Source organism: Thermoanaerobacterium thermosulfurigenes (assembly GCF_051201035.1).
Lineage (GTDB): Bacteria > Bacillota > Thermoanaerobacteria > Thermoanaerobacterales > Thermoanaerobacteraceae > Thermoanaerobacterium > Thermoanaerobacterium thermosulfurigenes.
In genome coordinates, this window is record NZ_JBPODR010000013.1 from 21414 (window position 1) to 33324 (window position 11911).

At 36.4% G+C, this 11911-nt stretch carries 10 protein-coding genes and 1 other annotated feature; of the genes, 9 read left to right on the top strand and 1 reads right to left on the bottom strand.

Annotated features, from left to right (window positions below; translation table 11 throughout):
- Window positions 1-4: 4 nt before the first annotated feature.
- From HNR52_RS06815 to HNR52_RS06830, 4 genes are all read left to right on the top strand, one after another.
- Window positions 5-1372, top strand: coding sequence for an MATE family efflux transporter (locus tag HNR52_RS06815; protein ID WP_013788854.1), 1368 nt, complete (start codon window positions 5-7; stop codon window positions 1370-1372).
- Between the two features lie 68 nt (window positions 1373-1440).
- Window positions 1441-1947, top strand: coding sequence for a DUF6106 family protein (locus tag HNR52_RS06820; RefSeq protein WP_435620072.1), 507 nt, complete (start codon window positions 1441-1443; stop codon window positions 1945-1947).
- Window positions 1948-1962: 15 nt separating this feature from the next.
- A complete protein-coding gene (locus HNR52_RS06825) occupies window positions 1963-2433 on the top strand; it encodes a tRNA (cytidine(34)-2'-O)-methyltransferase (RefSeq protein ID WP_435620073.1) in 471 nt (156 codons plus the stop codon).
- Window positions 2434-2786: 353 nt separating this feature from the next.
- Complete coding sequence (locus HNR52_RS06830; protein ID WP_435620074.1) at window positions 2787-4433, top strand: hypothetical protein; 1647 nt, start codon at window positions 2787-2789, stop codon at window positions 4431-4433.
- Between the two features lie 132 nt (window positions 4434-4565).
- Here the strand turns inward: HNR52_RS06830 and aroF are convergent, their stop codons facing one another.
- Window positions 4566-5573: a 3-deoxy-7-phosphoheptulonate synthase gene (aroF, locus tag HNR52_RS06835; protein WP_435620075.1), complete on the bottom strand. Its 1008-nt coding sequence runs from the start codon at window positions 5571-5573 to the stop codon at window positions 4566-4568.
- 48 nt (window positions 5574-5621) lie between these two features.
- Window positions 5622-5852: a binding site (T-box leader), on the bottom strand.
- 140 nt (window positions 5853-5992) lie between these two features.
- Here aroF and HNR52_RS06840 point away from each other — a divergent pair.
- The 5 genes from HNR52_RS06840 (at window position 5993) to HNR52_RS06860 (ending at window position 11831) form a co-directional block, all read left to right on the top strand.
- A complete protein-coding gene (locus tag HNR52_RS06840; RefSeq protein ID WP_435620076.1) occupies window positions 5993-6721 on the top strand; it encodes a fumarylacetoacetate hydrolase family protein in 729 nt (242 codons plus the stop codon).
- Window positions 6722-6732: 11 nt separating this feature from the next.
- A complete protein-coding gene (locus HNR52_RS06845; protein ID WP_435620077.1) occupies window positions 6733-9195 on the top strand; it encodes an MBL fold metallo-hydrolase in 2463 nt (820 codons plus the stop codon).
- Window positions 9196-9221: 26 nt separating this feature from the next.
- Complete coding sequence (gene larAH6, locus HNR52_RS06850; protein ID WP_435620078.1) at window positions 9222-10475, top strand: nickel-dependent malate racemase, LarAH6 family; 1254 nt, start codon at window positions 9222-9224, stop codon at window positions 10473-10475.
- A 41-nt stretch (window positions 10476-10516) separates the two neighbouring features.
- The gene (locus HNR52_RS06855) at window positions 10517-10660 is read left to right on the top strand and encodes a nucleotidyltransferase domain-containing protein (protein ID WP_013788845.1); all 144 of its coding nucleotides are present in this window, start codon (window positions 10517-10519) and stop codon (window positions 10658-10660) included.
- Window positions 10661-10964: 304 nt separating this feature from the next.
- Window positions 10965-11831: an Rpn family recombination-promoting nuclease/putative transposase gene (locus HNR52_RS06860; RefSeq protein WP_435620105.1), complete on the top strand. Its 867-nt coding sequence runs from the start codon at window positions 10965-10967 to the stop codon at window positions 11829-11831.
- The last annotated feature ends 80 nt before the right edge of the window (window positions 11832-11911 follow it).

Here is an 11911-nt window from a genome sequence, read left to right on the forward strand (position 1 = left end):
CAAAATGGAGAAAGCTGAACAGCGATTTAGTCTTCAGAAGGAAATATTAGAGCTGGCATGGCCTTCTATAACTGAACAAATGCTTATAATGATGGTCGGTATGGTGTCAACCATATTTGTGGGCCACATAAGCACAGCTGCTATAGCGGCAGTAGGCATGATAAATACTTTGGTGTTTTTCTTTCAATCTATCTTTGCAGGGCTGTCAACAGGGTGCACGGTAATCGTTGCAAGGCTAATAGGAGAAAATGACGATGACAATGCAAAGCTTGCTGTAATGCAGGCGCTTGTAATGTGCATAATCATTTTTATTTTGTTTACCGTTTTCGGATATATCTTTGCTGTCCCGCTGATAAAATTGTTTTTTGGTTCTGTAGCAAAAGATGTATTTGAGCTGGGGCTTATGTATTACAAGATCATTCTTTTGGGCATGCCATTTGTGATAATAGATATTGTATTAGGCGGTGCACTAAGGGGTGCAGGTGATACAAGGACGCCCATGTACATTACGGCTACCATAAACTTGATAAGCCTCATCTTAAACTCTCTTACGGTGTTTGGCGTAAATATCGGCGGACACCAGCTTATACCTGCTTTTGGAGTAAAAGGTTCTGCTATGTCTGTCACTATAGCCAGGGTTATAGGTGGTTTTATACAGCTTTATGTTCTTTACTTTGGAAAGAGAAGGATCAATTTAAGCATAAAAGACGGAGTGAAGCTTAATTTTCCTATGATGTTGAGGATTGTGAAGGTTGGCGTCCCTGCGTCCTTAGAGCAGCTTATAATGCAAGGCGGATTTTTAATAATGCAGGTTATAGTTTCTACAATGGGTACTGCGTCTATTGCAGTGTACCAAATAGGCATGAATGCCAATGGCCTTGCATTTATGCCTATATTCGGATTTCAACTGGCAGCTACTTCTTTGGTTGGAAGAAGCTTGGGGGCTAGAAAGATGATGCTGGCGGAGACGTACGGGAAACTGTCAAATAAAATAGCGGTGCGGATAATAACAGTCATAGGAGTCATCATGTTTATATTTGCACGTCAACTTGCCGCACTTTATTCTACAGATCCTGAAGTCATAAGGATGGGTGCTGTAGTCATAAGGATATTTGCTGCAATCGAACCGATGTTGGCTATAATGAATGTATTGTCTGGCGTTTTAAGAGCAGCGGGAGATCTGGTGTATATAGTTGTGACGGCATTTATAGGGCTTTGGCTTTTTAGGATTGCCATAGGATACGCTTTAGGCAAGTGGATGGGCATGGGCATATATGGCATATGGATAGGAATATGCTTTGACTTTGTTGTTCGTTCTTTCATGTACACATACAGATTCAAGCAGGGAAAGTGGAAATACCTCATGGTATAAATAATGATGTTGCAATTTTGATAAAATAAATTTATTATAAAAGTATAATTAAGCTGGGAGTTGATTTTGTGGATATATTTATTGAAAAACTTGTAAAAAAACAAAAGACATCTAAGGACATGCTGAAAGCTATAGGACTTATTTTAGCTTCATTGGTAATTGTTTTTTTCATAGTACCTCTTATACCTTTTGTGAAGGGATTTCTCATCTTTTTTATCGTTGCAATACCTTTTTTTGCCTATTACGTGATTAAATCGCAAAACGTTGAATACGAGTACGCATATACCAACGGTGAGCTGGATGTAGATAGGATAGTAGCTGAAAGCAGAAGGAAAAGACTTTTAAGTATTGACTGCAAAGACTTTGAAATCGTAGCAAAGGTGTCAAGCGACAAGTATTCAGATGAGTACAGAAAGATACCAAACAAGGTGGAAGCGGTAAGTTCAATGACATCACCTGATGTGTACTTCGCTGTCTTTGAAAATGCCGGCAAAAGGACTATTCTCTACTTTGAACCTAATGATAAGATGATAGAAGCCATGTGGAAGTACATACCAAGGAAGTTCTTTAAATAAACTGGAGGAATGCAAATGCCCATAAATGTAGTATTGGTTGAGCCGGAGATACCGCAAAATACAGGTAATATAGCAAGGACTTGTGTCCTTACAGGATCTAAGCTTCACTTAGTAAAACCGCTTGGTTTTTCTCTAAGTGAGAAGTATTTAAAAAGGTCTGGACTTGACTATTGGCCATACCTTGACTTAAAGGTGTACGAAAACTTAGAGGAATTTTTAGAGTCTACGAAAGGCTGTAAATATTATTTAGCTACCACAAAAGGCAAACACTTTTATCACGAAGTAAAGTACGAAGATGAGTCTTACATCCTTTTCGGGAAAGAATCAGCAGGCCTTCCTCAGTGGCTTAGAGAGAAGTACGAAGATGATTGCATAAGGATACCTATGAACGAGGTAAAGGCGGAAAGGTCTTTAAATTTGTCAAATTCTGTGGTAATTGTAGTCTATGAAGCTTTAAAACAATTGGGTTTTCCTAATATGTATTGATATAAAGTGCAGCTAAAATCAGTTTTTCTTTGGTAAGTGCTCGCAAAATACTAAAAGAAATGTTTTAGCTGCTATTTATTTTTTATGCTTTTCATTTATGGATAATAGAATTATCACTTGCGAATTCAAGTTTGTCATGATATTCCTGCTGCTATTAGTAGAGTAGAAATGTTTTTAGCTCTAAATTGAGAAATACTAATATATGCCGATTTCACTTGCAACAATCGTATAGGAAAAAGCTTAAAAAGATATTCGATTGTAGGTATTTAAAGTCATTGTAAAAGTTTGTTGTTAATTACTGTTTGTTGCGGTATACTCATAATAGGAGATACCAATTACAAGGTGGTGCTATAATGGATGATAATAAATTGATATACGCAATTGAAGAAAGAATAGGACAGCCTGATTTATTTACTGGAAGAAAGGAGGAGCTGTCTTATTTTGAAAGATGGGCAGACGAAATACCTGTGAAATTATCAAGATCAACAGCACTGCTATCAAGAAGAAAAAAAGGGAAAACAGCGCTTGTGGAAAGGCTTTACAATATTATATACACAAAAAATGGTCCTTTAGTGCCGTTTTACTTCGAAGTAAAAGAAGGCAGCAAATGGATCGTTGACTTTGCTTTAAACTTTTATGCGTCTTTCATATCACAATATCTGGGTTTTAAACTAAGAGATGTAAACTTATGCCGTACAATAAAAAGCCTTGATGAATTAAATGAAATTGCATCGAAAAATGGATATAAAGCTGTTTCTGATAACATAAAACTATTTAAAGATGCATTAAAAGATAAAGACATGGTTGATACGATTTGGAATAATGCTCAATTGGCACCGCATAGAATCGCAAGCGTGACAGGTGATTACATAGTTCAAATAATCGATGAATTTCAGTTTATTAATAGCGAAATATACTGGGATATGGGAAGAACAAGAGTAGCTAATGACCTTGCAGGATCATATTTATCATTGGCAGAATCAAAAGTCGCGCCAATGCTTGTAACAGGAAGCTGGGTAAGCTGGCTTAAGAACATAATAAGAGGTCAATTGCCAGGAAGATTTATAGAAACAGAGCTTAATAATTTAAAAGAGGAAGAAGGACTTGAAGCAATATACAATTACAGCATAATAACAGGGGTTCCTGTGTCAGACGATGTAGCTCTATATCTAAACAAATTAGTAAATTCAGATCCATTTTATATAAGTGCTATAATACGAAGCATATACAAAGATAAAGATTTAACTACTGTTGATGGACTTATTAAAACACTTGATTTTGAATTAAGGCGTGGCAGCATATACGGAACATGGATGGAGTATATAAGCCGCACATTAAGCACAGTAAATGATAAAAATGCCAAAAAAATAGTCCTGTTTTTATCAAAAAATAGAGAAAAAGAGTGGACGCGGCAGGAGATAATAGCTAAGTGTAATTTACCGTACGATGACAGGGAAGCCGAGAACAAACTACAAATGCTATTAAAGGGAGATCTCATAAGTGAAGGAAGCACAAGCATAAGGTATAAAGGAATGACAGATGACATATTTTATAAAGTTTTTAGATACAAATACGAGGAAGAAATAGATAATTTTCCGCTAGAGAAAATATTAGATGAAGAACGGGAAAAGCAGCTTATGGAGATAGAGTCATTGCAAAAAGAGATAAAGAGCTTAAAAGGCAGGGAAAAATATTATAAAGGGCATATATTAGAATACGTATTGATGAAGTACCTAAAATTTGAACAATATAAAAAAGAAAATGCAATGCTCAAGGACAAAGTATATAATCCGGTACAAGGAGCTGAATTTGCAAGATATCAAGAAGTAAAGCCATACAAGGTTATGTTGGAAGGCGGGCGAGAACACGAAGTAGATATTTGGGCAAAAAGCTATGAAGAAGGAAAAGACCTTTTCATAGAGGTAAAAAGCTGGGAGAGGTCTATTAGCAAAAGTGATACTGAGAAGTTTGTAAAAACGGTAGAAGATAGAAGACTTTAGGCATAAAAGGTTACTTTATATATTATTCGCTTAATGGTTTTGAAGATGATGCAAAAAAATATCTTAATGAAAATGGAATAATGTATGCCGATAAAAAAAGCTGGGCTATCGTATGATAATCCAGCTTTAGTCTTAGTCTTTTAAAGCCAAAAGAATTTTATTTACTTCTTTTGAAACTTTGTCAAATTCTTCAGGCGTAAGTGACTGCCCACCGTCTGAAAGTGCCATGTCTGGATGTGGGTGCACTTCTATGATAAGTCCGTCAGCTCCTACTGCTACAGCAGCCCTTGATAGTGGCGCTATAAGGTCACGCCTTCCTGTACCATGACTTGGATCGACTATTACAGGAAGGTGGGATAAATTTTTTACTGCAGCGACAGCATTTAAATCAAGAGTATTTCTGGTGTACGTTTCAAATGTGCGTATGCCTCTTTCGCAAAGTATGACATTTGGATTTCCTTCTTTCATGATGTATTCCGCTGCATTAAGCCATTCTTCTATAGTTGACGATAAGCCCCGTTTCAATAGAACTGGCATGTTTGACTTGCCTATCTCTTTTAGAAGCTCGAAATTCTGCATGTTTCTTGAACCAACTTGCAGTATATCTGCGTATTGCGATACTTTCTCTATGTGAGAGCTGCTGACGATCTCTGTGATAGTGACCATGCCTGTTTCCCGTCCGACAGCATTTAGTATCTTAAGTCCTTCCTCTTCTAATCCTTGGAAAGAATATGGTGATGACCTTGGCTTGTATGCACCACCTCTTAAGACTTTTGCACCAGATTTCTTGACTGCTTTGGCAGCTTCAAGCATTTGCTCATAGCTTTCTACAGCACATGGTCCTGCCATCATGACAAAACTGCCTCCGCCGATGTCTACATCTTTGACTTTTACCACAGTGCTGTCAGGCTTTGCAGACCTTGATACAAGCTTATACGGAGAAGAAATCCTGACGACGTCGTACACGCCTTCCATCGAGGATATAGGCTTATCTTCGAGGACTTCCACATTTCCGATGACGCCGATTATGGACCTTTCAGCACCATTTACTACATGTGTTGATAGATTGAATTTATTTACGTATTCGCAGACGGTTTTTATATTTTCTTCTGTTGCATTTTCTTTCATTATAATAACCATCAAATCAACCCCTTTTAACATATTATCTTATAAAAAAAATCTCTCATCCCAAAGGACGGAGATTTTCCGCGGTACCACCTTTATTAACCATGAAAGGTTCACTCTAAGAGTACAATCATACTCCCTTCTTTTTAACGGTAGAAGACCCCGGCATCACCTACTTTAATTTCAGATCGCAACTTAAGAGGGAACTTCAATATGCTTAAGACATCCGGCTTCCACCATCCCGGACTCTCTATAATCCTCTACATACCTACTTTCCTCTTTCATCGTCTTTTACTCAAATTATTGTAATAATAATACAACAAAAATACCCTTGTGTCAATAAAATTTTTTACTTTAAATTGCTAAAATGTTTTTACACCTCTTTTATATTATGCTAAAATATCTATAAAAAGATATAAAAAGGAGCGGTATACATGAGAATTGTGAGAATAGATGATGAAGGAAAGAAGTATGGAGTAGTAGATGGTGAAAATATTTTCACAATAGATGGAGGTTTGATGAAAAGTTTAAAGATTGACGACGTGAAGCTTTTGCCGCCATGCGATATGACAAAAGCCGTATGTGTTGGCTTGAATTTTGGAGACCACATTGAGGAGATGGGAGACAAGCGTCCTGATGAGCCTACTCTATTTATAAAGCCTGCAACTGCAGCGATAGGATATAATGATTACATAGTGATTCCTGAAATGTCAGAGAGGGTTGACTACGAAGGTGAATTGGCTGTCGTCATAAAGAAGATGGCAAAGGATGTTTCAGAAGATGAGGCACTAGACTATGTCCTTGGATACACCATTGCCAATGATGTCACAGCCAGAGATCTGCAGTCAAAAGACGGGCAATGGACGAGGGCAAAATCATTTGACACGTTTTTGCCTATAGGACCATGGATTGAGACAGATTTAGATCCATCAAACTTAGAGATAAAAACATACGTAAATGGTGTATTAAAGCAGCACAGCAACACAAAGCATCTTATATTTAATGTACCTAAGCTTGTATCATTCATATCACATGTGATGACGTTAAATCCTGGCGATGTAATACTTACAGGGACTCCATCTGGAGTAGGGCCGATAAAGCCGGGTGATGTGGTCACAATTGAAATTGAAGGAATAGGCAAGCTTATAAATAAAGTCAAGTAAAGGGGATACACATGAAATTTTATTTTTGCGGTGGAGCAAGCGAAGTAGGTGCATCGTGCTATTTGGTGAACATAGACGGAAAAAATATTTTATTAGATTGTGGAATAAGGATGGCATCAGGTAAGGACAATCTTCCTGATTTTCAGCTTATTCAGGAAAATGGCGGAGTAGATGTGATATTGATAAGCCATGCTCATATGGATCACATTGGCGCATTGCCTATAATATCAAGGATCTACCCTGATGCCAAGATATACATGACACATGCTGCAAAAGATTTGACAAGGGTACTATTATACGACAGCTTAAAGATAATGGAAAGAGAAGCGGAGATACCCGCTTATGCCGAGATACATGTAAAGGAAATGCTAAACAGGATAATATGCCATACACCGGGTCATACATTTTCACCTTTTTTAGATTCTGATTTAAAGGTGACTTTCTACAGCGCCGGACATATAGCAGGTGCAGCATCAACATACATAGTTGGAAATGAGGGAAGCTTTTTTTACTCAGGTGACTTCTCAAGATTTAGGCAGAATACGATAGAAGGTGCGTCAATACCAAAATTAAGACCTGATGTAGCTTTCTTTGAATCTACGTATGGAGATAAGCTTCATGCAAATAGAGAATTAGAAGAATCAAGGCTTGTTGAGAAGATAGGATATGTAATTAAAAATGGTGGAAAAGTTTTGATACCTGCTTTTGCACTGGGGAGAGCGCAGGAAATAATACTTATACTTAAAAAAGCTATAAATAAAGGCATGATAGAAACAAAAGTGTACGTTGATGGCATGGTGAAAGACATATGCAGGATTTATAAATTAAATCCAAACTACCTAAGGGAAAGCTTGGCTAAGAAGATTTTTAAAGGCGGAGAAATATTTTTTGATGACAATATAATGCCAGTTGACAAATCAGAAATGAGGGAAGAAATCATAAAAGAGCCATGCGTGATAGTATCAAGTTCAGGAATGCTTACAGGTGGTCCCAGCCAGTGGTATGCTGAAAAACTGGCAGGAGATGAAAAAAATCTGATAGCTATAACAGGGTATCAAGACGAGGAGTCACCTGGAAGAAAGCTTTTGGAGCTTACGGATGAAAAAGACGATGATAAAAAGCTTAAATTGGCGGATAAAGAAATACCAATAAAATGTGCAGTTGACAAGTTTGGACTTTCAGCACATGCTGACATGAGCGAGATACTGTCACTTGCCAATATCCTTCATCCTAAAAAGGTATTTTTGATCCATGGCGATCCAGACACGATAAATTTTTTAGGGAAAGAGATACAGAAGGATATAAATACAGATGTATACGTGCCACAGAATGGTGATGTGTACGATATTGACATACAAAATCCGCGAAAGCAGCTTAGAAGAGAACCATATCCTTCAATGAACATGGGAGAAACTTTAAACGAAGGTAATATAGAAAAGCTTTGGAGATTTGTGTTGGATGAAATCGGTACAGATGCTGCATTATCTGTAGAAGATATAGCGGAAATCTGGGGCTGTGTGGAAGATACTGATGCTTTAAAAGATTTACTAAATAACTCAGTGTACTTTCAGCCTGACAAAAGGAGAATGTTTTTGTATCATGCTGTTTTAGAAGAAGAATTGGAAGCGGGAAAAGATGAAGGCCCTATGGAAGTGAATCAGATGCTGTCATTAGTTGATGAGTACTTTACAAGAGAAACAGGGCTCTATAAAAAAGGCGCCAGATTTGATGAGAAGATAGCTCTTTTGTACTTTGATTTTCCTGACATAGCAAAAGATAGATATTCCAATCTATTTAAAGAATTTGAAGAAAGGACAGGTTGGAAAGTTGAAATAAACGAAAATGTAAATGCATCGGCCATAAATGACGTCATATATAAGCTATTGCCGGATTTTACTATAAACAAAGTGTCCTACAAAAGCTCTGACAAATTAGTATCTGTAAAGATTGACAGAGAAATTGAAAATATTGAAGAAGTGAAAGATAAATTTTACAATGAGACGGGACTTAAGCTCGTTGTTAATGGGCAAGGTACATCAGTTGATACGGTTGCTGTTGTTGATACAGGTGATGATAAACTTGAGCAAAATGAAGCACTTAAAATCATAGATGAGGTGTTTAAAGATTTGCCACATAAGCCTTATAAAAAAAGCATAAAGACGTCAAATGGCATCAAGTACATTGAGCTGTCATTTATATCTAAGATAGTTGGCGAAAGGTACAAAGAAAAAATAGACGAGCTTATAAAGAAGACTGGCTGGCCGATAGTTGTAGGGAATGGGTGCAATCAGATAGAAGTCATAAATATCGCTAAGAGAATATTTGGGGAAATGGGCGTTAAACTTAAGAAAAATCCAAGCGTGTATTTAGACGATATGACGATTGGCATATCAATAGATGGCGATGCAGATGATGAAATTATTAAAAAAATAGATGACATGCTATATGACATGACAGGTTTAAGACTTAGGTAAATATAAATTGAAAAGGAAGGTTTGCGATGGGTTATAAAGAGATCTCCTTAAAATACGGGAAAGGTGCGGTAGATGTAAAAATAGATGAGAAGATGTGTACAGTGCTTTATCCTGAAGATATGTCAGGTATCGAAGATCCTATGACGGAAATTTCAAGATCGCTTAAAAATCCTATAGGCAAGTCACCTTTATCTGACTTAGTTAAAGGCAAAAAAAATATAGTCATACTTGCCAGCGACATAACACGTCCATCGCCATCTCACATTTTAATACCACCTATAATCGATGAATTAAACAAAGCTGGTATAAGCGATGATAGCATAAAAATCGTTTTTGGTCTTGGATACCACAGGAAGCATACAGATGATGAGAAGAAGACGCTTGTTGGTGAAGAAGTGTTTAATAGGATAAAGTGCATCGACCATGATATAGATGACTGCGTGTACGTTGGTACTACAAAAAGAGGTACGCCTGTTGAAGTCTTTCGTGAAGTATACAATGCAGATTTCATCATAGCTACAGGTAATTTAGAGCTTCACTATAAGGCAGGGTACAGCGGAGGACATAAAGCACTGCTTCCAGGTGTGTGCAGCAAAAATACGATAGAAAAAAATCACGTCCTCATGTTTTCAGAAGGAGCGATGCCAGGTAGAATCGATGGAAACCCTATGAGAGAAGACATTGAAGAGGGCGGCAAGCTGGCAGGTGTCGATTTCATAGTCAATGCAGTCTTAAATAGCCACAAAGAGATAGTGAAAGTAGTGTCAGGTGATCCCATAAAAGCACACAGAGAAGGTGCTAAATACATCGATAAAATGTACAAAAGAATTATACCGGAAAAAGCTGATATTGTTGTTGCGTCATGTGGAGGATACCCAAAAGACATTAACCTATATCAAGCACAGAAAGGTCTTGACAATGCCCAATATTCTGTAAAAGACGGCGGTACTATAATATTAGTGGCGGAATGCAGAGAAGGGCTTGGAGAAAAGCTTTTTTCAGACTGGATGGTAAACTCATCATCTGTAGATGAACCATTAAAATGGATAAAAGAAGAATTCAGGCTTGGAGCACACAAAGCCGCTGTAATTTGCGAAGTATTGAAAAGGGCTGATATCTATCTTATATCGTCTTTTGACCGCAGCTTTACTGAAAAGATATTCTTTAAATATGCAAAGACTCCGCAGGATGCACTTGATGAAGCTATTAAAAAATATCACGATCCCAAAGTACTTGTACTTCCATACGCAAATTCCACGCTGCCATATGTGGAGAATTGATAATAATGTCATGTGTATCATGATGAATGGTGGTGATGACGATGAATATTAACGACGAACAAGTCAATGTAATAAAGAATTTTCTTATAAATAAAGTAAAGCCGTATGTAATATATCTGTTTGGTTCGGCTGTAAATGGCATCTTTAGAAGCGATAGTGATATTGATATCGCATATTTAAGTTGAAATAATTGATAAAATATTAAAAAGGGGACGGATTTACAATGAGTGATGTTGTAATTAATAAAACGGAAATTATGCATTCCTTAAAATAGCAGAGATGCATATGCAAAGGTGGTCTTTAAAACCGCCTTATTTTTATGCAAAAAATCGATGTTTTTATCATGCTTTTATTTATTTTCTATTGTGTTATTTGATAATATGTTGTTTATTGTTGATTTTTAGTATATTTAGTGTGTACAAAAACTGGTTTTCTATAGCTGCATATGGTATAATAAATATAAGATGAAGAGGAATGGAAGGAAGAAAAATGGCGCAAAAATACGATATAACGATGAAAAATATTTTTTCTGATATGGCCGATGACATAATGAGTTATTTTTTAGGACTACAATACACAAAGATTGATGAACTTAATATAGAATTTGCAAGAGTAGAACGAAGAGACAGCGACATGATATTCAAATGCACAACAGACAAAGGAAATGTCGCTGTACACATAGAATTTCAATCAGAAAATGACGAAAAGATGCCTTACAGGATGCTGAGATATTCCCTGGAGATAATGGAAAAGCATAATCTCTTACCATATCAGATAGTTGTTTATATAGGCAAAGATAATGTGAAAATGGCAAATAGCTTAAATTATAACTTTGGAGAACAAAATACATTAAACTATAAATACAGGATAATAAATGTCAGTGACATAAAATATACTGATGTTGTAGGAACAGACTATTATGACTTGTATTCGCTTCTACCATTGATGGATCAAAATAGAAGGAAAGAAGAAGGAGAAAAATATCTAGAAAGATGTGTTGAAGCTATAAAAGATATTCCATTAGACATAAACAAAAAGAAAGACATAGTTTTTAAGGCAGAAATATTATCGGGCATAATTTATAAAAAAGAAGTTATTGAGAGAGTTTTTTCGGAGGTGATAAGGATGTTTAGGATTGAAGAATCTGAAACGTACAAAATGATAATCGAAAAAGGTATGCAAAAAGGTATTGAGAAGGGAATCGAAAAAGGTATAGAAAAAGGTATAGAAAAAGGGGCACAACAAGAAAAAATTTCAATAGCAAGAAAATTATTAAAGGAAGGTATGGACGTTGATAAAGTAGCAGACATCACTGAGCTTAGCAAAGATGAGGTAAAAAAATTAATTCAGCATTAAAAAAGTTAATAAGCTGTGGTATATGCAAAGGTGGTTTTTAAATCCGCCTTATTTTTATGCAAAAAATCGATGTTTTTATC